This is a genomic window from Candidatus Zixiibacteriota bacterium (assembly GCA_019038695.1).
Classification (GTDB): Bacteria; Zixibacteria; MSB-5A5; order GN15; family FEB-12; genus B120-G9.
On sequence record JAHOYZ010000022.1, the window covers coordinates 20,747 to 41,565 of the forward strand.

The following is a 20,819-nucleotide window of genomic DNA, read 5'->3' on the forward strand; positions in this document are numbered from 1 at the left end:
AAGTTCGTGTCATTTGTCAATTGGCAATGCACTGGTCAACAGCTATATTTGTGACATGAACAAGACACAACCTGATCAGAATTGCATGATTGCCGTTATCGGTTATGGTTCCCAGGGTCGTGCGGCTGTGCTCAATTTCCAGGATTCCGGCTACGAAGTAGTAGTTGGCCTGAGAAAAGATTCTTCTTCAATCGCTGCCGCAATGAAGGACGGAGTCTCTACTGTGGCGACGATTGCTGAGGCCGTCAAAACGTCGGACATTGTCTGTTTTGCTTTCCCGGACCATCTCCATGAGCCGGTTTTCGCAACAGATATCGGGCCGAATCTGAAAAAGAACTCAACCTTGCTATTTCTACACGGTCTGTCGGTTCACTTTGGCTTGGTATCGCCTCCGGAGGACGCTGATGTCATCCTGGTGGCACCGCATGCTCCCGGAGCAACAGTACGCGAGAATTATCTCGGCGAGCGATCTGTCTCAGCTTTCTATGGCGTGGATCAGGACATTAGCGGCAAGGCGGAACAGAATGCGATTGACCTGGCTCTGGCGCTCGGTATCAAGAAGAAACTGCTGGTAAAAACCACGTTTGAGCATGAGGCGGTCGGTGATCTGTTTGGTGAGCAGGCGGTTCTCTGTGGTGGATTGGCCTCACTGGTCAAGAATGGATTTGACGTACTGGTCGCAAATGGCATCCCGGCTGAGAATGCTTATCTCGAAGTAGCCCACCAACTTGACCTTATTGTTGATCTGGTCAAGACCGACGGTATTGAGGGTATGTTGCAGCGTATTTCTGTGGCTGCCCGGTTTGGATCGCTTCAGGCGGGACCAAAAATAATAGATCAAGGCACTCGTGCCCGGATGCAGTCCGTCTATGATCGTATCCGCACCGGTCGATTTGCCGACAGCCTCAGGAAACTGACGCCGGAAAAGATCGCCGAACTTGATCACGCTTGTGCTGAAATGTCCGACCCTCGGCTGGAGAATGTGATCCGCAAGTACTCGCGGTGATGGCAAACCGACTATTTCAAGTCCATCAAACAAGTTGACGGCTGTTTCCAGTCGTCTTAGATTTCCATTATATGAAAAAAGCAATTAAGAAAATCCGCCTGGCGGCGTTAGTGTTAATACTGGTCCTTGCTGGCCTTTACGTCATAATGGTTCTCCAGCCGGCTACTCTCAACGATAAGCTCGCCACGATAATCCACCTTGAGGATCGACGGGAACTCTCAGGTCGACTAAAACAGTACCTCAAAGATGACAACCCGCAGGTCAGGACTCGTGCCACACTGGCTGTTGGTCGCATTGGCGGTTCACAAGCTGGCGGACTGTTGATGGAGATGCTTTCTGATTCGGTCTGGAATGTCGCCTCAACTGCAGCCTTTGCATCGGGTCTGACCGGGGACAAGAGCCTAGCTCTTTCGCTTCTGGATTTGGCCTACGAAGCTCCTGCGGCTATTACTGTTAAGGCGGTCGAAGCAGCCGGTCGGCTGGCCGACAGCAGCATGACCGAAGAGATTTCACTCCTATTGACCTTTCTGGACCACGCCTCGCCTGATGTCCGGGAAGCTACCCTCATGGCCCTCTTTCGCGCCAATGCCAGAAACACAATCTCACATATTGTCCAGTTTCTGGAAAGTGAACCTGACGATATTGTCCGCCAGGCTGGTTTGTATATGTTGGCTCGGATGGGTGCACCTGAAGCATTGGACCTTTTTGTTCACTATTTGGGTGATCCCGATCCGTATCTGCGCACTCTGGCCGTTCGGGGTCTGGACCGGTCCAGGTTACCGGAAGCCGACCAGTACATCAATATCGCTCTCAATGATGCAGATCATTATGTTGTCGCCCAGGCCATTGGAGCCATCGCATCCGGTCAGAAAAAGGCTTCGGCGTCCAATCTTGGTCGGAAACTCAATACCGAGTCTGATGAGAAACTAATAGTGGCTCTGATTGATGCTCTCCGCCGCTTGCATGATACAGCTGGAGTGGGAATCGCCACTACGCGTGCAGCTCAGCTTCGACGGCCCAATATCACGACGGCTACGGTCAACTATGCCGCAACGGTACTCGAGGAACGTGCCTATAATTATGTCGATTCTCTGATGCGGGAAGATGATCCCACGCTCCGGTCCGCGTGTGCCTCGGCACTGGAAGCCATTGGCACGGACAACGTGATTCCACGGTTGGCTATACTCTTCGGAGATGAGGATCCGACTGTGAGAGCGAACGCCTTTGATGCTCTGACACGAGTCGATAGCGCCAATATCAGTTTCTATATCGATCAGGCGCTTAACGACCTTGACTATGTTATAAATAGTCTGGCGGTTGACCAGATAGCACAACACCAGCGAGCCGGTTATTTGCCCATCTTACACACCCTTATGTCACGTGGGTTTGTGATTGATGTCGATCTTCGGCGCGCACTGGTGGATGCTATGCGGTCCTTCGTTGATAAGGAATCTCGTGATTCCGTCGCGCTGGACATCGTACGAATGGGGTTGACCGACCCAGATTTTGTGGTACGTCGAGAAGCCGACGAAATACAACAGACTCTTCCCGAGGACTTGCAACAACCTGTGTCACTTATCGCCCAGACCCGAATCAGTCGCGACAAGATTAAGAGCGCCCTGAGCAAGTACGAAATAAACCCCTATGCCATGATTGTCACTTCCAGTGGTGAAGTCGAGATGGAGTTGTACTTCGATGCGGCTCCGCTGACTGTCCTGAATTTCATCGACCTCGCCCAAAGCGGATTCTACGATAATCTGCTTTTTCACCGTGTCATCCCCGGCTTCGTGGCCCAGGGCGGCGACCCGCGCGGCGATGGCTGGGGCGGTTCTGATTATTATATCCGCTGTGAATACTCCGATGAACCATACCTCCGAGGCACCGTTGGTATTGCCACTTCCGGCAAAGATACCGGCGGGTCTCAGTTCTTCTTCACAACCCTGGCGCAACCCCATCTTGAGGGACGATATACTGTTTTTGGACAGGTATTATATGGGATGGATGTTATTGACGACCTGGTAGTGGGTGATACTATAAAGACCATCCGCATTGAGAAGGGATCAAAATGAAGGTTGTGTTGTATCTCGGAATATGGGTTGCGTTGCTTTGGCTGTCCCCCACCGGAGCGGCTCAGCAACGGACGGACGGAATCGACCCCGAAGCCCTTATCGAACAAATCGTACACGTCGAGGAGGGACAGCGAGAGCAAGTTAGGGACATTGTGTTCGATGTCGAATTGCTCAGTGGCAAACATGACAAGAACAAGGGTTTCCAGGAAGAATCCCGCTTTGTAATGAAAGTCTTCTTGAAATTCCAGACCGACACCACCTGGTTCCACCAGGAGTTTTTGGAGTTTTACGATAAGGGAAAGTTGCAATCACCGAAAAAGTGTGCCGAGAAAGCCAAAGAAAAGATCGAAAAGGACCACAAGCGCAAGGCAAGAAACGTCTCTCACCCGATGCTTCTCCCATTCTACCCCGAATCGAGAGAGTTTTACGATATCAAGTACGAAGGGGTGACGGAAGATAAGATTGACGGCTATGTCTGCCACCATTTTACTGTCCATTCAAAGCTCGAAGAAGACAATTATATCCACGGCGATTTCTTCTTTGAGGCCGAAGATTTTCACCTGGTCCGAGCCGATTTCCGTCCGGCCAAATTGACCAGAAGTATGATGTTCAAACTCAAGACGCTGAATATGTCGATCAGGTATGCACCCACCGATGAGGGTTTCTGGCTGCCGCGTCAGTTTGATATTCAGGGTAAGGGAAAGGCGGCCTTTCTGTTCGGTGTCAACTTCGCCGCCATCCAGTATTTCCGCAATCCCCGGATAAATACGAACCTGTCAGACGAGATATTTGAGGCAAATGAAGATGAATGATCATGTATTCAGAACTCACATTGTGAAAGTCGACATTCCCGAGGATATGAATGTTGTCTTTGGTATGTCGCATTTCATCAAAACGGTGGAAGACCTCTACGAAACGTTGGTTGAATCATCGCCCTCGCTTAAGTTTGGCATCGCTTTCTGTGAAGCCTCAGCCAAACGATTGATCCGCACCGACGGTAACAACGATGAGTTGATCAAGCGGGCTTCAGAGGCGGCGTTTGATGTCGCCTGCGGGCATACGTTTTTTGTGTTTCTCAAAGACGGCTTTCCGGTCAATGTCCTGGGGCGGATCAAGAATGTCAGCGAAGTGGTCCGGGTATTCTGCGCCACAGCTAACCCGCTGGAAGTGATCGTGGCCGAGACTGAGCAGGGTCGGGGTGTTATAGCAGTTGTGGACGGCCAGGCGCCGCTGGGTATCGAGACCGACGAAGACAAAAAGGAACGCATTGCCTTCCTCCGCACGATTGGGTACAAGCGGTGATGTGATTTCGTCACCCAACCAGGCGATGTCTGTGAGCGGAGTCGAAGGGTGGAATAACGAGGACAATGGTCGTCTAAAAAGAGATGGCGTGAATGCTTAGGAAACAACTATGATCTCTAATATAGACAAGTACAGAGAAGATCTAGAGCATCTGGCTAGAGAAGGCGACACGCTTCATCTTGCAATGATTAAACAGTTTGGCCAAGATACGCATGACAAGACGTTTCGGCGTTTGTCAAAAGACAACGAAAAGGCAGCACAAATCCTGGACTCTCTCCCATCCTTCAGAGAAGGATACCAGACTTGGTATTCGGAAGCACTCGTCTTATTAAGACAACTACTTCCACTAAGAGTTCAAGACTTCACGAGGCTCTATGAGAAACCGAAGACCAAACGAAAAGAAATCACTGCCGAAAACTACAGCATAGAAGACGCCTTGCAGGGGCTAACGGTTACACGAGGTGAGTATAATCCACAGACAATCGTAGGGCCTGATTCTGCTATACCTAGCTTTTTCCAGCAAGTGAATATCGTTAAGTCAGTGCAAAAGAGGTTTGAGAGTTCCCTCTTCGACATAAAGCAACTCGTGCAGGCCGACCTCTTCGATTCTGAGCTTGAAGTTGCCAAGGAACTGAACAAGAAAGGATTTGTTCGGGCCGCTGGTGCTGTTGCAGGTGTTGTGTTGGAAGGCCACCTTGTTCAAGTGTGTGAAAAACACGAATTAAAGGTGAAGAAAAACCACACCATAGGTGCGTTGATACTCTTGTTGCATGAGAATGAGGTCATAGATACTCCGTTATGGAGGAAGTTGCAGTATTTGGCGGATCTGAGAAATCTATGCGACCACAAGAAAAAGACCGAACCTAAAACTGAAGACATTGAGCAACTGATCGCAGGTGTATCAGCAATCATCAAGACGCTGTTTTGACATACCAGAAGTGATTCGCGGAACCGCTAAAGGGTTCCGCGCTACGACACCGGGGGTTTCTTAATCCGCTCCAGCTTCTCCAGCAACTCCGTTGCCTCGCGTTTAGACAAACCTTGTCTGACTATGTCATCAATCGAAGGTACCTCAGAGGTAAGTAAAGGACGCAATGCGTCCAGTTCCGGGCCGGAAAAACAGGCGGCGTTCAGACGATAATCAACAAACGCCTCGTACGCCATCGGGCATACCGTCTTGACCATATCGGCCATCACATTGGCATAAACCCTGATTTCCTGCTGGGCGTGGCTATCCATCCGCAGACTGAGGAAATGAAACAAATTATGCAGATCAATTTTCCAGTACCATTCGGTATATAATGACAACGGCAGATTGATCCGGGCCAGTTCACGCGCCAGTCCGCCATCGACAAACTCACTATAATGTGCAAAGGCGTCACTCTGCGACTTCTTGAGCACTTCCAGTAATCGATGTTTCAGTTCGTCGGGAACTTCCTCCGGCGACCGTCCCTGTTTGTTGACCGTTGATTGGAAGCGGATATCTTCCGGTTGGGGCAGGTAGAACTCTTCCTTCATCACCGAATATCGCCCGGAGTATTCATTGACATTGGCGGTGCGATGACGAATCCACTGGCGGGCAACAAAGATAGGCAGCTTGACGTGAAACTTAAACTCCACCATCTCAAACGGGCTGGTATGACGATGTCGCATGAGGTACCGGATAAGCCCGCGATCTTCCGAGATTTTTTTAGTGCCAGCCCCGTAGCTGACTCGCGCCGCCTGCACTATAGCGCTGTCATCCCCCATGTAATCAATCAGACGAATAAACCCGTGATTGAGGACTTTGAATTCTTTGTCCAGCAGTACGTCGGCTTCTTTTTTCACGGCACGCGCCATAACTCTCCCTCAGTGAAATCAACAGAACATACAACGGACAGAAAAACAAGGCAACGGGGGAACCCGTTGCCTGTTCAATATCTTACAGCCCTTCCACAGTCACGGCTGTACCACTGGCAGTGACCATCAGCATATTGCCGCTTCCGGAACCGATCGTCTCGTAGTCGAGGTCAACCCCGATTACGGCATTGGCTCCGTGATGCTGAGCCATCTGACACATCTCGGCAATAGCCATTTCTTTGGCAGTGCGGAGTTCCTTTTCGTAAGTACCGCTTCGGCCGCCGACGATATCGGTGATACTGGCGAAAATATCCTTGAATATGTTCGCGCCAAGAATAGCCTCGCCAGTGACCAGACCGTAATACTTCGTAATGTTCTTACCGTCAATATTGGGTGTTGTCGTAACCAGCATTTGTTGTCCTTTCAGATAGTATCCTTACCAACAGGCGTCTTACTTAAGATACTACCAACATAGCAAACAATTCATTGCGAGATAGCCCTATGGCTTTGTAGCGCTGACCAACTCCACATCAAAATTGAGCGTTGCGTTCGGAGGGATAACACCACCCGCTCCGCGTTCGCCATAGGCAAGGTCCGGCGGAATAATTAGTTCTCGCTTGCCGCCCACTTTCATACCCGTGAGGCCTTCGTCCCAACCGGGAATAACCCGACCGGTGCCGAGTGCAAACTTGATAGGTTGACCGGTGGCGCTACTATCAAAATAAGTACCCCGAGCGTTGGCTTCGTACAAGTAACCAGCATAGTTAACTTCAACTGTCATACCGGCCTCGGCTACTTCTCCGGATCCCTTTTCATGATCAATGTATTTCAGTCCAGAGTCGGTTGTCACCCATCCATCACTGCAAGACTGTGCCATAATCAAAGCTCCAATTGCAAGTGCAAAAATCAATAGTTTCTTCATTGCCATCTCTCCTGTTTGTATCAATCAATCATTATGGTGTCTTCACGTCGAGGGCCAGTCGAAACCAGCTTGATAGTCACTCCCAGATCATCAGCCACGAACTTCAGATAGTCCTGGGCGTTTTTTCCGAGATCACTAAACGAGGTCAGGGCTGTGGATTTCTCACTCCAGCCCGGTAGAGTTTTGAAGATTGGTTTGACATGGCTCAACTCGGCCAGATCAAGAGGTACTTCGTGGAGCGTATCACCGTTGAGGGTGTAGTCGGTGCAGACCTTGATTTCGTCCATGTGGTCGAGTACGTCGAGTTTGGTAACGGCTATGGAATCCACGCCGTTGACCCGAACTGCATGTCGTAATGCGACCAGATCAAGCCAGCCACAACGACGGGGCCGTCCGGTGGTAGCGCCGTACTCGTCGCCCCATTTGCGTAGTTTCTCACCGGTGTCATCAATCAGTTCGGTGGGAAAAGGTCCGGCTCCCACACGGGTTGTGTAAGCTTTGATAACTCCGACGACCTCATCAATAACTCTTGGTCCGACGCCCAGTCCCGTCAATGCGGCACCGGCGGTAGTGTTCGATGAAGTCGCAAAAGGGTAGGTTCCAAGATCGACATCAAGCATCGTTCCCTGAGCGCCTTCAAACAGGATTGTTTTTCCTTCGCGATGGGCGTCGAAAAGAGCCTTCGATACGTCCGTCACTAATGGACGGAACAATTCGGCCATAGCAATCAGGCGTTCATACGTTTTATCGAGATCGGCGCGTTCATCGTCGGAACCGGTCAGATACTTAGCTTTCACCTTCCGTTGATAGTCCAGGCGTTTGCGTAAACGGTCGGGTGCAAAGAGGTCAACCACCCGGATGCCATACCGGGCAACTTTATCGACATAGGTCGGACCGATACCGCGCATGGTAGTGCCAATACTGGTAGTTCCGCGTTGTTTCTCCTGAACTGCGTCAATCAGCTTATGATAGGGCAGCACCAGATTGGTCGCCGGTGAAATCCATAGCCGCCCCTTGTAGTCGATGCCCTGTTCGGTAAGGAAATCAAGCTCCTCGGAGAAGCTCTCCGGATCGAGAACTACACTGTTGCCAATGAAGCACATCTTGCCGGGATGAATAATACCGGAGGGGATCAGGTGTAGCACATATTTCTTGTCCCCGACGACAATCGTATGTCCGGCGTTGGCACCACCCTGGAAACGGGCAATGATATCGCAATTGGCCGCCAGCAGATCGACAATCTTTCCCTTGCCCTCGTCACCCCACTGACAGCCCAGCACAATCGTGTTATTACTCATTTTTTCTATGATCTCCGACCTTTAGTGTGTTCGTTGATCAGATCGCGTACCGACCCCAGCAGTTCTTTCTTACCAACCCCTGTAACCGAAGAGCACCCGATGGCGGGTACCCGCAGATCTCTTTCTACCTGCAGAACTTTACGTTTGGCCTTGTCGCGATTAAGCTTGTCTGTTTTAGTTACTGCGACCATTACCGGTACGCCTGCCTTCGCCAGCCATTCCAAGAGCTGATCGTCTTCCGGGGTGATGTCGCGACGACAATCCAGAAGAAGCACCAACCCTACGAGATTTTCCGAGTGCTGCAGATAGGTCTCAATCAAGGTTCCCCAGTCGCGGCGCATGGCTTTTGAAACCTTGGCATAACCGTAGCCCGGCAGATCGACAAGGTAGTATTGGTTATTAATGAGAAAAAAGTTCAGCGATCTTGTTTTGCCCGGGGTGTTTGACACTTTGGCCATTTTCTTACTCCCCACCAACCGATTGAGAAGCGATGACTTTCCGACGTTGGACCGACCGGCAAAAGCCACCTGTGGCCGTTGATCCCGCGGCAACTGCGCGAGATCAAAAAAGGACCCAACAAAGGAGCAGGTCGATATTTTAGTGGCCGATACTTTGGTCATAACTGGTGCACGGTCATATCCTGACGTTTAATCCAAATCATTGTCGTAGCGACTGTCCCAAGGTAGAGTTGTTGCGGGTCCTTGATCGCACAAAAGGTGAACGCGTCATCATGATCCGAAGCGCGTCGTTAATCGTCTTCGCATAGTGGAGATCCAAACCGGCGCGTAGTTCTTTGGGTAGTTCAGTTATATCATTGCGGTTTTTCTCAGGGAGTACAATTTTGACTATACCGAGCCTTTTGGCCGCGAGCAATTTCTCATTTAGTCCGCCCACCGCCAGCACATCGCCGGTCAGAGTCAGTTCGCCGGTCATAGCCACATCGGTCCGAACAGGAATATCGGTCAACGATGAAACAATTGCCGTCAGGAGCGTGATCCCAGCCGAAGGCCCATCTTTGGGCACTGCTCCTTCGGGAATGTGAATATGCAGGTCTATTTTGTCAAAGAAATCCTCGCGCAGACCGAACTTCGCGGCATGATTGCGTACATACGACATAGCAGCTGTGGCTGATTCCTGCATGACGTCGCCAAGCGACCCGGTCAGAGTTAGATTGCCCTTGCCAGTCATCGGAACCACCTCGACCGGTAACACCTCGCCGCCCATTTCGGTCCAAGCCAGTCCAACGGCGTAGCCGGCTGTGGGATGGGATTTGATATCGGTACCGACATATTTTGCCACTCCCAATAACTTGCGTACCTTACTCACGGTGACGGTCACACGGCGTATTTTCTTGCCTTCGGCGATCTCGACCGCAACTTTTCGAAGAATACTACCCATCTTGCGTTCCAGCTCACGAACCCCCGCCTCACGGGTGTAATGTCGAATGATCTCATAGATGGCGTCATCCTTGAAAACCACGGCCACTTTGGCCAGTCCGATTTCTTTCACCAGCTTGGGCAACAGGTAATCGGTAGCAATAGATGCTTTCTCGAAATCAAGATACCCCGGCAGGTGAATAATTTCCATGCGATCATGTAAAGCCGCTGGAACCGACGCGACACTGTTGGCAGTCGTTATGAATAGAATACTCGAAAGATCGTAATCGACTTCGAGGTAGTTGTCCGAAAAAGTATTGTTCTGCTCAGGATCGAGCACTTCCAGCAGAGCCGAAGAAGGATCACCTCGGAAATCTGAGCCGATCTTGTCAATCTCATCGAGCAGGAAAACCGGATTGGTTGATCCAGCCCGTTTGATTCCCTGGATTATCCGGCCTGGCATAGCACCAATATAGGTGCGACGATGGCCCCTGATTTCGGCTTCGTCATGCACTCCGCCCAGAGACATGCGGACAAACTTACGATCCAAAGCTCGAGCCACGGAGCGACCCACCGAAGTCTTGCCAACCCCCGGAGGTCCGACCAGACACAAAATTGGCCCCTTCACTTTCCCGGCCAGCCGGATCACAGCCAAATGCTCAAGAATGCGCTTCTTTGGTTTTTCCAGACCAAAGTGGTCACCATCAAGAATCGATCTAACTTCGGTGAAATCGAGTCGATCCTCCGTCATTGTTTTCCATGGCAGATCAAGCAACCATTCAAGATATGATCGGACTACCCCGGACTCAGCCGAGTATGGGTGCATCTTGGATAGTTTGCGCAATTCCTCTTCAGCTCTGGCCACCACTGGTTCCGGATATTCGCCGGTTTCCAGTTTCGCGTAGAGATCATCGACATCAGCGGCCGGTTCCTCGAACTGACCCAACTCGTCCTTTATGGCTTTCATCTGCTGTTGCAGATAGAATTCCCGCTGGGAACGCGACATGGACTCCCGCACAGTGCCGTCAATTTTCTGCTCAATCTTGAGAATCTCAATTTCTTCCCTGAGAATTTCCGCTAACAACAGGAGACGCTTTTCAATCCCGAGCGCTTCCAGAAGCTTCTGCTTGTTTTCATTTTTCTGGAGGATGTGCGCTCCAATTGTGTCCGCTTGCAGATCATAATCCGACTGGGAGGTCAACGTCACCAGAATCTCATCCGGGATACGGCGATTGAGACGAACATAATCAGTGAACATCTCCAGGACCGTTCGCGACAGGGCTTCCATCTCACGCGCCCGAGGTATCTTTTCCTGACTATGGACGATCACATCAGCCGACAGGAAATCGTCGCCGGGACGCCACTCATCCACCGAAGCCCGCACCAAACCCTCCACCAGCACTTTCAGTGTGCCGTTGGGCATTTTCATCACCTGCAGCACGCGAGCTACTACACCCACGTCAAAGAGGTCTTCGGGGACAGGTTGATCGATCCCGGCCGAACGCTGGGCCACCAGCAACACAAGCTTGCTTCCATCCACCGCCGAGCGCAGGGCGTGCATCGTACCCTCGCGACCTATCAGCAGGGGATATATCATATGTGGAAATACGACTACATCGCGCAGGGGAATAACCCCTAGCGGCGACTCGATAGTAATCTCTTCTGCGTTGTACTCAATTCTATGTGTAGACACGAATCTGACTCTCCAATTATCAACTTGTCAACGTTTCAGCCAAACGGCACAAGATAGGCAATTCCGGACGATTGGTCCACATGTTTTTACAGTTCTGCGTACCTTCGACCGAAAAGACTGTAATAATGTGAGATTGCCTCAAAGAGACCGGTTCAGGCGGCCCCCTTGCGCTTCTGCTGTTTCTGCCCCATATTGGGCTACGAAAAAATAACTGCGAGCAGCAAAGAGGAATAACATGACTACCGCCACAGAAACTACAGCCAAAGCTGTCCCCACCCGCGATGATATTGATGACAACCACAAATGGAACCTGACCGATCTTTTCCCTTCCGACGATGCCTGGGAAGAAGGTGTCAATCAGGCCGAGAAGATAATCGAACAGGCCAAAAAGTTCTCCGGCCAGTTGGCAACGGCGAAAACACTCTACGAATGTCTCGAAAGCCGGACCGAACTCAACCTCCTGACTTCCAGACTGTACCAGTATGCTCGCCTAAACCAGGACCTCAATAACCGTGTCTCCAAATATCAAGCGACTTCCGATCGGGCAGCGGCGCTGTCATCACGAGCAGGAACCGCGTTTGCCTTTGTTGAACCGGAGTTACTCCAACTTGATGAAGCCAAGCTGCTTGAGATGGAAGCATGCTTCCCAAAAACTGGTGTCTATGATTTCTACCTCAAGGAACTGATCCGCTCCAGCAAACACGTCCGCAGTGAAGAAGTCGAAGAACTACTCGCTATGTCCGCCACCGTGGCTCGCGGGCCGGAGACGATTTTCACGATGCTCGACGATGCAGATCTCACCTACCCCACCATCAAGGACGAAGAAGGGCAGGACTTGCCCCTGACCAAACAACGCGTTGCGAAATGTCTGGAGTCGAGCGACCCCCGCGTCAGAAAAGATGCGCATTGCGCCTTTTATTCAGTTTACAAGGAGCATCTTAATACTCTGGGCGCTTCGCTTAGTGCAACCATCACCAAAGACCTATTCTATTCTAAGGCGCGACGTTTCGATGATTGCCTCTCTGCGGCCTTGTTCGGTAACAATATCCCGACCTCTGTCTACAATTCCCTGCTGGACTCGACTGAAGCCAACCTGACCGGTCTGAATAAATACACCAGCGTACGCAAACGCATCCTTGGTTTGGACGAGATCCACACCTACGATATGATGTGTCCCCTGTTTCCCGATCGCGACTACGAAGTGCCGTATGACAGCGCCATCAAGGAGATTCTCGAAGCGGTGAAACCGCTTGGAGAGGATTATGTTAAAGTTCTTAGCCGTGCTTTTGATTCGCGCTGGGTTGATGTTTTTGAAACCGAGAGCAAAGGAAGCGGCGCTTACAATTGGGGCAGCTATGGTGTACATCCGTTTGTCCTGATGAACTACAACGACACTATCGACAACATGTTCACTCTCGCCCACGAAATGGGCCATTCCCTGCACAGCTATCTGTCCTGCAAGACTCAGCCGTTTGCCAAGTCGCAATATTCGATATTTGTCGCCGAAGTCGCCTCAACGCTCAACGAAGGATTGGTGCTTCAGCACCTGTTGAAAAAAGCAGCTGACGACCGCGACCGGCTCTACCTGCTCAATCGCTACCTTGACAACACCTGGGGAACGTTCTTTAACCAGGTCATGTACGGCCGATTCGAATTGAAGATTCATCAGGAAATCGAAGGCGGTGGGGCATTGTCGCCGGACATGATGAGCACATTGTGGAAAGAGCTGACCCGGAAATACTATGGACCGGACATGACTATCGATGAGTTCTCTCCACTCAAATGGAGCCGTATCCCACATTTCTATCTGAACTTCTATGTTTTCCAATACGCCACTTCATACGCCGCTTCACAAGCCATTCTAAACAAAGTGACTTCTGGCGAAGATGGCATCATCGACCGCTATTTGGAATTGCTGTCATCGGGCGGCAATGATTACCCAATAGAGCAGCTGAAGAAGTGTGGCGTTGATATGTCGACCCCGGCCCCGGTCGATGCTACGCTCAAATACTTCGCGCAGCAGGTAGATGAACTGGATAAATTGGGGTAAGGGGGCGGCACAGTGCCGTAGTTATTACCGGACTGCCTACGCTACTTCACCGTCTTTTTTGGGCTGAAATACTTGCGTGTCAGGTTCTTAAGGCGTAGCTCGAGTTCCGGGGAGGGTGATTCTACCACTTCGCGGTGGATTTCCTCCCCAATACCCATGAAACTATTGAGAAGCTCCGGATCGAAGTGCGAACCGGATTCGTCTCGCATGGTCTTCATTGCCCGATCCAGTGAAAGGGCTGGCTTGTAGGGACGCTCAGAAGTTAATGCATCAAACACGTCCACGACCGCAAACAGCCTCGCGTTGAGGGGAATCTTATCCCCGGCCAGACCGGCCACGTAGCCGCTGCCATCCCATTTTTCGTGATGATACAGTATAACATCACGCGCATCATCCAACCAGTGCGCCCCCCGGACAATATATGCCCCCCGTTCTACATGGCTATCCATGATGTGGCGCTCGTCAGAGGCCAGTTTCCCGGGTTTGATCATAATCGCATCCGGGATGCCTATCTTTCCTACATCGTGAAGAAACGACCCTTTCATTAGTGACCTGATTTGCTCGTTCTCCAGACCGTGGGCTTCCGCCAACAGCACGGCGGCAATTGTAACGCGAAAGTTATGATCGTTTGTGCCGGTGTCACGCTCCGCAATCGCACTTCCCAATGCCCCGATCATGTCCATATGAGAAAACAGCAGATCGCGGCGAAAAGCATGCATCAGGCCATCAATGATTTTGTCAAAATCCATCGGAGTACCGGGTTGCCCCGCCTCGCGGACCGTTATTGACTCTGCAGGTGAATCCCCATTATCACACTCCCCGGTACACACATCAGCTACCTGTTCCTGCAATTCAGAAAGCAAAATATGCACTACTTCCTGGCAATAAGCATCAAAACTCAAACCCGGCGGTTTGAGGCTGCACATTCTCACCATTTCATCGGCAACGATTTGTTTCACCTGCGAGTTGGACAGTCGCAGGGCGATGAGTCTGCGAATAGTAGCATCAAGCACAACAGGCTCCTCCCGGCTTCCGGCTGGCGGTGGAACACCTGGGTTGGAGTGGTTCCGACCGTTAGCCTTTTCCCAGATATATTATACACTCAGATCAACCGGGACGCGAATGGATTTTTCGACACGCAGATACGTGTCGTCAGAGTAGCTCTGGCCTAAAGTGGGCCAATAACGCATTGGCTTAATAAGTCTTTATAAAATATAGACTAAAGAAGAACTCTCGTCTGCCGCATCGCTCATAACAACCCGGTAAGCTTGTCGGTAGCACTGAAGGGTTTTACCCGGCCTATTTTTTGAGATGATAGTAGGCCCAATTGTTCGAGTTCTTCAAGGTCTTTTCTGGCTGTTACTCTGGAAACGTCGTAGATCTGAGAGTGAGTCCTAATGGAGGTAGTTGCCTCGGGATTCTTGTGGAAGAATCGAATCAACTGCACCTGACGGTCGTTCACTGTAAACCTTTTTCTGATCGTAGTCAGCATTTTGCGATTTTCAGCCCCTTGCCTCCTCACATGGCGTTCAAACTGCCTCCTTGCCTGTGAGATCTTCCTAAGGTTGTAATCAATGAAATAGGTCAGGTCGTTGTCGTCCTGTTCGGAATACACATATGCGTCACGGTACTGAACCGGGGATGCCTTTATCACTTTGGAGACAGGCAAATACGAGAATGCCCAATAGTCTTTTCTCAGCAGATACCAATAGAAAATCGTTCTTGCCAGTCTTCCGTTTCCATCGACAAATGGGTGGAGAAACCCAAGCCAGAAATGTAGTATGATCGCTTTTATCACTGGATGAATGAACTGTTGTGGTGTTAGGTCGCTGTTGGCAAACTGTACAAACTTTTCCATTTCCCGCCTAATGAATTTCTCCTTCGGTGGGATATGATAAATCATCCCCGTCAAGCTGTTCGAGATCACAATGCCATCTGCATTCTTGCGGTAACGCCCACCATTCTGTGCCTCTTCCGTGCTTTTCAAGAGGGCGGCATGCATCTGGAGCAATAGGTCCTCGCTCAATTCCTGATTTTTGATGCCTTCCTCAATGTCGCGCATAACACAGTAGTTATTCAGGATCATTTGTTCGGATTCATTCTTCGGCTCTCGCTGCTCAAGAAGCATCCTCTTGGCGACACGGCGAGTGGTGTTGGCTCCTTCAAGCTGCGATGATGCAATGGCCTCCTCCATGATTCCGCGCGCTATGAATCGCTGTCGCTGGGATTGGTCATCAACCTTCACGGATGCTAAGAATCCCCCAAGCCCCAAGTCCGCCTCATGGAGGAAGTAGTCAAACCCGGGAACCTTCTGCCAAGTGAAGTAAACACCCTTCTCATCCCTCACGGGCGTGCGTACTCTACTCGGCGAAAGCCTACGCGCCGTCTTTACTAGCGCCCAAAACTCCTCCGGTGTTACTCCATCTGGTAAAGGCTTGAAACGAACTTTGTCCCAATGAAGGTATTTGGGCTGGCTCGTGGATTCAATCCAATTGTAGGCTTCTGGAAAACGCCTCAGCAATCTTGCAGAGGTTTCCACAAGGTTATCAATTTCAGGCTTTGGAAGCTTGAAGAAGTCCATGTGTGATTTCCTGTCTGTCGATAGCTCTCTAGAAATTTCTTCGGCTAAGGAATTTAATATACTTATTCCATGTCAATATGTAAAGTGTTATCATATACTTTACATGTTGTATATATATTCGGCCTCGTACTGAATTCCCTGAATTGCAGTGTATATGTAAACTGTTTACATAAACTTTACATATACTTTATATGTTTTCTTCACCCCAAACCTATTGTTTTATCATAAGTAACGAGAATCATAACATGACTTCCTACTAACATGCTCCATCACAACGAATTACGAAGTGAAATTTTCGTTCTCCATAGCCCGTCCATGCCTGGACCACTCCGCGATCTTCCGGTAAGCCTGTGTATCGCAGTATATTGCAAGATTGGGGTTGACTTTGTTGGTTGTTTCTCGTATCTTGTCAGTTCATTGAGATAGAATGAAATGATAGACTTAAGCTATTGATACATAAGGCGTTATATGTTAGGTGTAATTGGCGATCGGTTCTCTATTGGCAAGGAAACCCACGCTCCGTTTTCAGCGGAGCTCCACTACTTCAGGATTGATAAGCGCTACTGGTCGATATGTTTCGAGCGTATCAAGAGAGCGGGTTTCAAAATCATAGCTACTGCTGTACCGTGGAATGTTCATCAGGATGAGGCTAAGCATTTTGATTTTGCTGGTCTTACCGACCCGAAGAAGGATCTTATTGTCTTTTTGGAGCTTGCCCGCGAGTTCGGTTTCAAAGTTATTCTCAGGCCGGGACCGTGGGTAGCTGGCCAGCTTCCTTATGGCGGTTTGCCTAAGTTTCTGTTTAACGATCTGAAGATATTTGCCCGAGATGCGGCCGGTCAGGAAACGGCCCTGGAGTCAAGTTACAATGTCGAGGCCGGCTATTTGCCGAGCTATCTGCATCGCAACTTCCAGTTCCATCTCAAGAGTTTTTTCAAGACCTTCATTGAAATTACCAAAAACTATGTTCATCCTCGTGGTCCGGTGTTCATGGTGGAACTGGACTACGAGACATCTTTTGGCCGCCTGCTTGATCCGGCTAGTGCCGACTACAATCCGGATGTACTGGCAGAGTATTACCCGGAATTTCTCGAAGACAGGTACGGGGATATCAAGAAACTCAACGCTGTGTACAAAGAGAAAAACACTCGATTTGACACCGTAGAACCTCCCCGTAAATTCACCAGGCTGGAGATCAAACATTACCCCAAAATTCTGGATTGGTTCCGGTACCGAGAGTATATGCTGCGTACTTATCTTCAGATGCTGGAGGATATGTTTACCGCCTATACGGTGGAGCCTCTCGTATTTCGATCACTGTATTTTCGTGAGGGTGACTTGCTGCCGTCCTTTAATCTGATCCCGGATGACATGGCTCCATTTCTGAGTGCCAGTACTTTCCCGAAAGGGACCTACTTCGATCTGGCTATGAAGGGTCGATTCTTAAGGGCTGAGTATGGTTTTGCGTTTGCATCGTCCTTTACATCAGGCGCAGCTGCTTCTGACCCGGAGCGCGAGGAAGAACTTGCTCCGATCAGAAACAATGTGCGACGTTTCTATTTTGCGGCGACTATGGCGGCCGGCTTTAAAGGCATTAACCACTACATGTTTGTGGATCGAGATCACTGGTATGGTTCTCCGCTGCATAGCGACGGTACCGTGTCTCCGGGATATGAAATAGCAAGTCGCTTCAATACGGCTATCTCCGATGTAGGCCTTGAGGAAATGGACCATAACTTCGAAATCGCGGTGGTCGGAAACCGTCTGTACTCATGGCTCAATCTTACGCCCGACGAGAAGACTTTCCCTTATATACATCGCTTGTTGGATGAATCCTCAACCGGCTTCTGTCGCGACCTGATGAGACTCAAAATGAACTTCGGTGTACGCGAAAACAGGGACTGGGCATCGATGGCAAAATACCGGCTCCTGTTTGTCCCTTCAGCCGAGGTGATGTCGGCCAAAGATCAGGAAGCTATTGTGGAGTTGGTAAAGGGCGGCCAGAGTGTAATCCTGTGTGGCTTGATGCCAAAGTATGATGAAAACTTCAAGGATTGTCAAATCCTGGCCAAGTGTTTCCGACTCAGGACGACCCTTGACTGTCGTATTGCTCCTATCGAATACAAGACGGAATCTTTCCCGACCCATGTATACGGCTCCATTCGTTCGACCGACCAGACCAAAACCCGCAAGTTGGTGATGTCGGGTAATAAGTTGGTTGGGGCGTGTTGTTCACGTTACAAAGGGAATATGTATTTCTTCAGTTTTGACATCTCCTCCGGAGGCAATCATCGGAAACTGGCCTTTGTGGAATCGATTCTGGAGACCGAGAAGATCAAATCGGCTTTGTATTGCAGCGACCCGTCGGTTGATATTTCCTTCCAGATGGGAACCAAAAAAGGTCTGCTGTCGATAGTAACTCCGCCCCCCGGCGAGCTGTCAGGCGGATTTGAAGCACCGCAGAAGGAGATTATCATCCGGGCTGATCTCAAAGCACTTGGCATGAAAGCTCCGCGTCTGAGGCTGATTGATCTGTTCTCCGATCCGGAGGAACCAAATGTGATCCGCACGACACCAAAAGAGCTGGCCGATGGCCTGGCTATGAATGTATCTGTGCCCGACGGGATGGTTTTTCTCGTGAAGAGGTACTAACCCGGATTACACTGAAGCATGAACAAGAAGCTCAATTCAAACCAGCGCTGTAATGTCCTGATGGCGCTGGTTTTTCTATTGGTTATCAGCCTGATCAGTTGCAATGGGTTGATTGTCTCGCATTACTACGAACATGGTGTGCTGGCAACGGCATCGCCCATAGCAACTGGGGTTGGCACTGAGGTATTTCGCGAAGGGGGTAATGCTTTTGATGTAGCGGTGGCGGTGGGTTTTGCTCTGGCCGTCACGCATCCGGAGGCGGGCAACATCGGGGGCGGCGGTTTTGCGATAATCCGATTGGGAGAATCTAATCAGGTACTGGCATTGGATTTCAGGGAGACAGCGCCGGGGGAAGCATCCGAGGAGATGTATCTTGATGATTCCGGTGCGGTATTACAGAAATCTTATCTTGATGACTCCGGCGAAGTAAAACGAAACCTGTCTACGACGGGAGCTTTGGCTTGCGGCGTACCCGGAACAGTAGCCGGTCTGCATGAACTCTGGGAACAGCACGGATCACTGCCTTGGAAATACTTAGTCGGTTTTGCAACCTCGCTGGCCGATTCAGGATTCGTAGTCGATGAATACCTGGCCGAATCATTGACTGAATACCGACAGTCGTTGTCCCTTTTTGAAGAAACTGCATCTTTGTTTTATCCGTCCGGCTTGAACGTTAAGTCGGGGCAAAAACTGGTGCAAAAGGATCTGGCCGGTACCCTGTCGTTGATAGCGATGCAAGGAAGGGACGGCTTCTACCGTGGCCAGGTGGCCGACACAATAGTGGCATGCATGCAACGACATGGCGGCCTCATTACCGCCAAAGACCTGGAATCCTACCAACCAATCTGGCGTACCCCTATCCACTTCAAGTTTGACTCTCTGGAAGTGTACTCAATGCCGCCCCCCAGTTCCGGGGGAATCGTTCTGGGTCAGATTCTTAAGCTGCTGGAACCATATGATCTGGCTCCGTACACACCTCAATCAACTGAGTTTGTACACCTGTTCTGTGAGATGTCACGTCTCGCCTTTGCGGATCGTTCGGAACATCTGGGTGATCCGGACTACTACCACGTTCCTGTTGGTTTGCTGGACAGCGCCTACCTGAAGCGGCGACGCAGTACCGTGAAAACAAACCATGCCGGGTCATCTGAATCGACTGGACCCGGATCCCCCCGAACTGAATCGGAGCAAACCACACACTATTCCATCTGCGACGCTCAGGGAAATATGGTAGCGATCACGTATACCTTGAACTCCTCCTATGGAAGTAAGTTGGTTGTGGGCGGTGCAGGCTTTCTGCTCAATAACGAAATGGACGATTTCTCCGTGAAGCCCGGAGTTCCCAATCTCTATGGGTTGGTGGGCGGAGAAGCCAACAAGATCGAGCCAGGGAAACGGATGTTATCGTCCATGACCCCCACCCTGATTCTTCAGAATGATCGTCCCTTTGCTGTTCTGGGATCACCGGGCGGCTCGAAAATTATCACGACCGTGGCTCAAGCCATCGTCAACTTCACACGCTTCGACCTCAGCTTGAAAGAAACCGTCAGCGCTCCCAGGTTTCACCATCAGTGGTTGCCCGATAAGGTCTATCTAGAGGAAGGCTCTTTTGACATCAATTTGCTGCAGGGTCTCATCCGATATGGCCACAACATCAAGGAACGCAGCCACTATGGCGATCTTCAGGCTGTTTACATCACTCCGGACGGATTGATGACGGCTGCTTCAGACCCGCGCAAAAGAGGTAGCTCCGGCGGATTTTAACTAGGTTGTTACGGCATTTCTGTCGCACCATTCTCCCAATGACAATTGTTGTAGGGCTGCACACAATTGCCGAATAGGCATCGATTTGCATACTGATCCTGCAGTTTTGATGCAACTAGTGTGATCTCGCCTGCTTTAGTTATTGCTGAGCTTACTTGCTATATTGTTTCTATACTGGCAGTTAGCTACTTCTTAGAAAAAGGGGAGGCAATACCTCCGACGGCATGGGCTTTGCAAAAAGAGCCGGTGCAGATAGATCGGCCTGCC

At 50.4% G+C, this 20,819-nt stretch carries 16 protein-coding genes; 8 read left to right on the forward strand and 8 right to left on the reverse strand.

Translation table 11 applies throughout. The features are described 5' to 3' along the window. Positions 1-55 precede the first annotated feature (55 nt). The 5 genes from ilvC (at position 56) to KOO62_07375 (ending at position 5,305) form a co-directional block, all read left to right on the forward strand. Complete coding sequence (gene ilvC / locus KOO62_07355) at positions 56-1,006, forward strand: ketol-acid reductoisomerase (GenBank protein ID MBU8933808.1); 951 nt, start codon at positions 56-58, stop codon at positions 1,004-1,006. 71 nt (positions 1,007-1,077) lie between these two features. Continuing rightward, positions 1,078-3,075, forward strand: a complete 1,998-nt coding sequence (locus KOO62_07360; GenBank protein MBU8933809.1) for a peptidylprolyl isomerase — start codon at positions 1,078-1,080, stop codon at positions 3,073-3,075. Then, entirely contained in the window at positions 3,072-3,887 is an 816-nt protein-coding gene (locus KOO62_07365; protein MBU8933810.1) for a hypothetical protein, read from the forward strand. The genes KOO62_07360 and KOO62_07365 overlap by 4 nt, the downstream gene beginning before the upstream one ends. Continuing rightward, positions 3,880-4,377, forward strand: a complete 498-nt coding sequence (locus tag KOO62_07370) for an adenosine-specific kinase (protein MBU8933811.1) — start codon at positions 3,880-3,882, stop codon at positions 4,375-4,377. The genes KOO62_07365 and KOO62_07370 overlap by 8 nt, the downstream gene beginning before the upstream one ends. Positions 4,378-4,486: 109 nt before the next feature. Continuing rightward, positions 4,487-5,305, forward strand: a complete 819-nt coding sequence (locus KOO62_07375; GenBank protein MBU8933812.1) for a hypothetical protein — start codon at positions 4,487-4,489, stop codon at positions 5,303-5,305. Between the two features lie 41 nt (positions 5,306-5,346). On the opposite strand, the gene thyX is transcribed toward KOO62_07375, so the two are convergent. From thyX to lon, 6 genes are all read right to left on the reverse strand, one after another. Next, positions 5,347-6,216 carry an FAD-dependent thymidylate synthase gene (gene thyX / locus KOO62_07380; protein ID MBU8933813.1) on the reverse strand — a complete coding sequence of 290 codons (870 nt, stop codon included), beginning with the start codon at positions 6,214-6,216 and terminating at the stop codon, positions 5,347-5,349. An 82-nt stretch (positions 6,217-6,298) separates the two neighbouring features. Next, entirely contained in the window at positions 6,299-6,628 is a 330-nt protein-coding gene (locus KOO62_07385) for a heavy metal-binding domain-containing protein (protein MBU8933814.1), read from the reverse strand. Between the two features lie 87 nt (positions 6,629-6,715). Then, positions 6,716-7,144 (reverse strand): FKBP-type peptidyl-prolyl cis-trans isomerase, encoded by a 429-nt coding sequence (locus tag KOO62_07390; protein MBU8933815.1) that lies wholly within the window; start codon positions 7,142-7,144, stop codon positions 6,716-6,718. Between the two features lie 14 nt (positions 7,145-7,158). Beyond that, on the reverse strand, positions 7,159-8,436 hold the full coding sequence (locus KOO62_07395) for an adenylosuccinate synthase (GenBank protein ID MBU8933816.1): 1,278 nt from the start codon (positions 8,434-8,436) through the stop codon (positions 7,159-7,161). A gap of 5 nt (positions 8,437-8,441) precedes the next feature. Beyond that, the gene (yihA, locus tag KOO62_07400) at positions 8,442-9,056 is read right to left on the reverse strand and encodes a ribosome biogenesis GTP-binding protein YihA/YsxC (GenBank protein MBU8933817.1); all 615 of its coding nucleotides are present in this window, start codon (positions 9,054-9,056) and stop codon (positions 8,442-8,444) included. Between the two features lie 37 nt (positions 9,057-9,093). Next, positions 9,094-11,505 (reverse strand): endopeptidase La, encoded by a 2,412-nt coding sequence (gene lon, locus KOO62_07405; GenBank protein MBU8933818.1) that lies wholly within the window; start codon positions 11,503-11,505, stop codon positions 9,094-9,096. 235 nt (positions 11,506-11,740) lie between these two features. Between lon and pepF the strand changes: the two genes are divergently transcribed. Continuing rightward, a complete protein-coding gene (gene pepF / locus KOO62_07410; GenBank protein ID MBU8933819.1) occupies positions 11,741-13,555 on the forward strand; it encodes an oligoendopeptidase F in 1,815 nt (604 codons plus the stop codon). A gap of 41 nt (positions 13,556-13,596) precedes the next feature. On the opposite strand, the gene KOO62_07415 is transcribed toward pepF, so the two are convergent. Beyond that, positions 13,597-14,568, reverse strand: coding sequence for an HD-GYP domain-containing protein (locus KOO62_07415; GenBank protein ID MBU8933820.1), 972 nt, complete (start codon positions 14,566-14,568; stop codon positions 13,597-13,599). 236 nt (positions 14,569-14,804) lie between these two features. Continuing rightward, entirely contained in the window at positions 14,805-16,136 is a 1,332-nt protein-coding gene (locus KOO62_07420; GenBank protein MBU8933821.1) for a Fic family protein, read from the reverse strand. A gap of 468 nt (positions 16,137-16,604) precedes the next feature. Here KOO62_07420 and KOO62_07425 point away from each other — a divergent pair, with 468 nt between their 5' ends. Together KOO62_07425 and ggt are read left to right on the forward strand one after the other, a co-directional pair. Further along, on the forward strand, positions 16,605-18,788 hold the full coding sequence (locus KOO62_07425) for a beta-galactosidase (protein ID MBU8933822.1): 2,184 nt from the start codon (positions 16,605-16,607) through the stop codon (positions 18,786-18,788). A gap of 18 nt (positions 18,789-18,806) precedes the next feature. Further along, positions 18,807-20,552 (forward strand): gamma-glutamyltransferase, encoded by a 1,746-nt coding sequence (gene ggt / locus KOO62_07430; GenBank protein MBU8933823.1) that lies wholly within the window; start codon positions 18,807-18,809, stop codon positions 20,550-20,552. Positions 20,553-20,819: the final 267 nt, after the last annotated feature.

Excerpts from the sequence above, each read along its gene's own strand:
- KOO62_07425 (MBU8933822.1), top strand. The coding sequence starts at position 16,605 with ATGTTAGGTGTAATTGGCGATCGGTTCTCTATTGGCAAGGAAACCCAC.
- KOO62_07385 (MBU8933814.1), bottom strand. The coding sequence starts at position 6,628 with ATGCTGGTTACGACAACACCCAATATTGACGGTAAGAACATTACGAAG.
- KOO62_07390 (MBU8933815.1), bottom strand. The coding sequence starts at position 7,144 with ATGGCAATGAAGAAACTATTGATTTTTGCACTTGCAATTGGAGCTTTG.
- thyX (MBU8933813.1), bottom strand. The coding sequence starts at position 6,216 with ATGGCGCGTGCCGTGAAAAAAGAAGCCGACGTACTGCTGGACAAAGAA.
- yihA (MBU8933817.1), bottom strand. The coding sequence starts at position 9,056 with ATGACCAAAGTATCGGCCACTAAAATATCGACCTGCTCCTTTGTTGGG.
- pepF (MBU8933819.1), top strand. The coding sequence starts at position 11,741 with ATGACTACCGCCACAGAAACTACAGCCAAAGCTGTCCCCACCCGCGAT.
- KOO62_07370 (MBU8933811.1), top strand. The coding sequence starts at position 3,880 with ATGAATGATCATGTATTCAGAACTCACATTGTGAAAGTCGACATTCCC.
- ggt (MBU8933823.1), top strand. The coding sequence starts at position 18,807 with ATGAACAAGAAGCTCAATTCAAACCAGCGCTGTAATGTCCTGATGGCG.
- KOO62_07360 (MBU8933809.1), top strand. The coding sequence starts at position 1,078 with ATGAAAAAAGCAATTAAGAAAATCCGCCTGGCGGCGTTAGTGTTAATA.
- ilvC (MBU8933808.1), top strand. The coding sequence starts at position 56 with ATGAACAAGACACAACCTGATCAGAATTGCATGATTGCCGTTATCGGT.
- KOO62_07375 (MBU8933812.1), top strand. The coding sequence starts at position 4,487 with ATGATCTCTAATATAGACAAGTACAGAGAAGATCTAGAGCATCTGGCT.
- KOO62_07395 (MBU8933816.1), bottom strand. The coding sequence starts at position 8,436 with ATGAGTAATAACACGATTGTGCTGGGCTGTCAGTGGGGTGACGAGGGC.
- KOO62_07365 (MBU8933810.1), top strand. The coding sequence starts at position 3,072 with ATGAAGGTTGTGTTGTATCTCGGAATATGGGTTGCGTTGCTTTGGCTG.
- KOO62_07420 (MBU8933821.1), bottom strand. The coding sequence starts at position 16,136 with ATGGACTTCTTCAAGCTTCCAAAGCCTGAAATTGATAACCTTGTGGAA.